1 protein-coding gene is annotated in these 233 nt (G+C 81.5%); it reads right to left on the reverse strand.

Translation table 11 applies throughout. The features are described 5' to 3' along the window. On the reverse strand, window positions 1–233 hold a 233-nt coding region (locus KVS67_RS13450; protein ID WP_305799845.1), incomplete at both ends, for a carboxyl transferase domain-containing protein.

Genomic DNA, 233 nt, shown 5'->3' on the forward strand with positions numbered 1-233 from the left:
CCCCGGCCCGGCGCCGGGGCCGGGGGCAGGGTGCCCACGATGTCCGGGAGGACCGCCATGGCGGGCGGGGGGTCGTCCGCCGGGTGGCCCGCGACGCCGGAGCGCCCGGCGGGCAGCCGGCCGCCGCCGAGGTCCTCGGGCGAGACGGCCTCCCCGATCGCGGCCTTCACGCGCGGGGGGCCGCCGAGGAAGAAGGGGCCCTGCTCGCGCACGATCACCGTCTCGTCGGAGAG

Source organism: Micrococcus sp. GbtcB5, from assembly GCF_019091605.1.
In the GTDB taxonomy this organism is placed as follows: Bacteria; Actinomycetota; Actinomycetes; order Actinomycetales; family Micrococcaceae; genus Micrococcus; species Micrococcus luteus.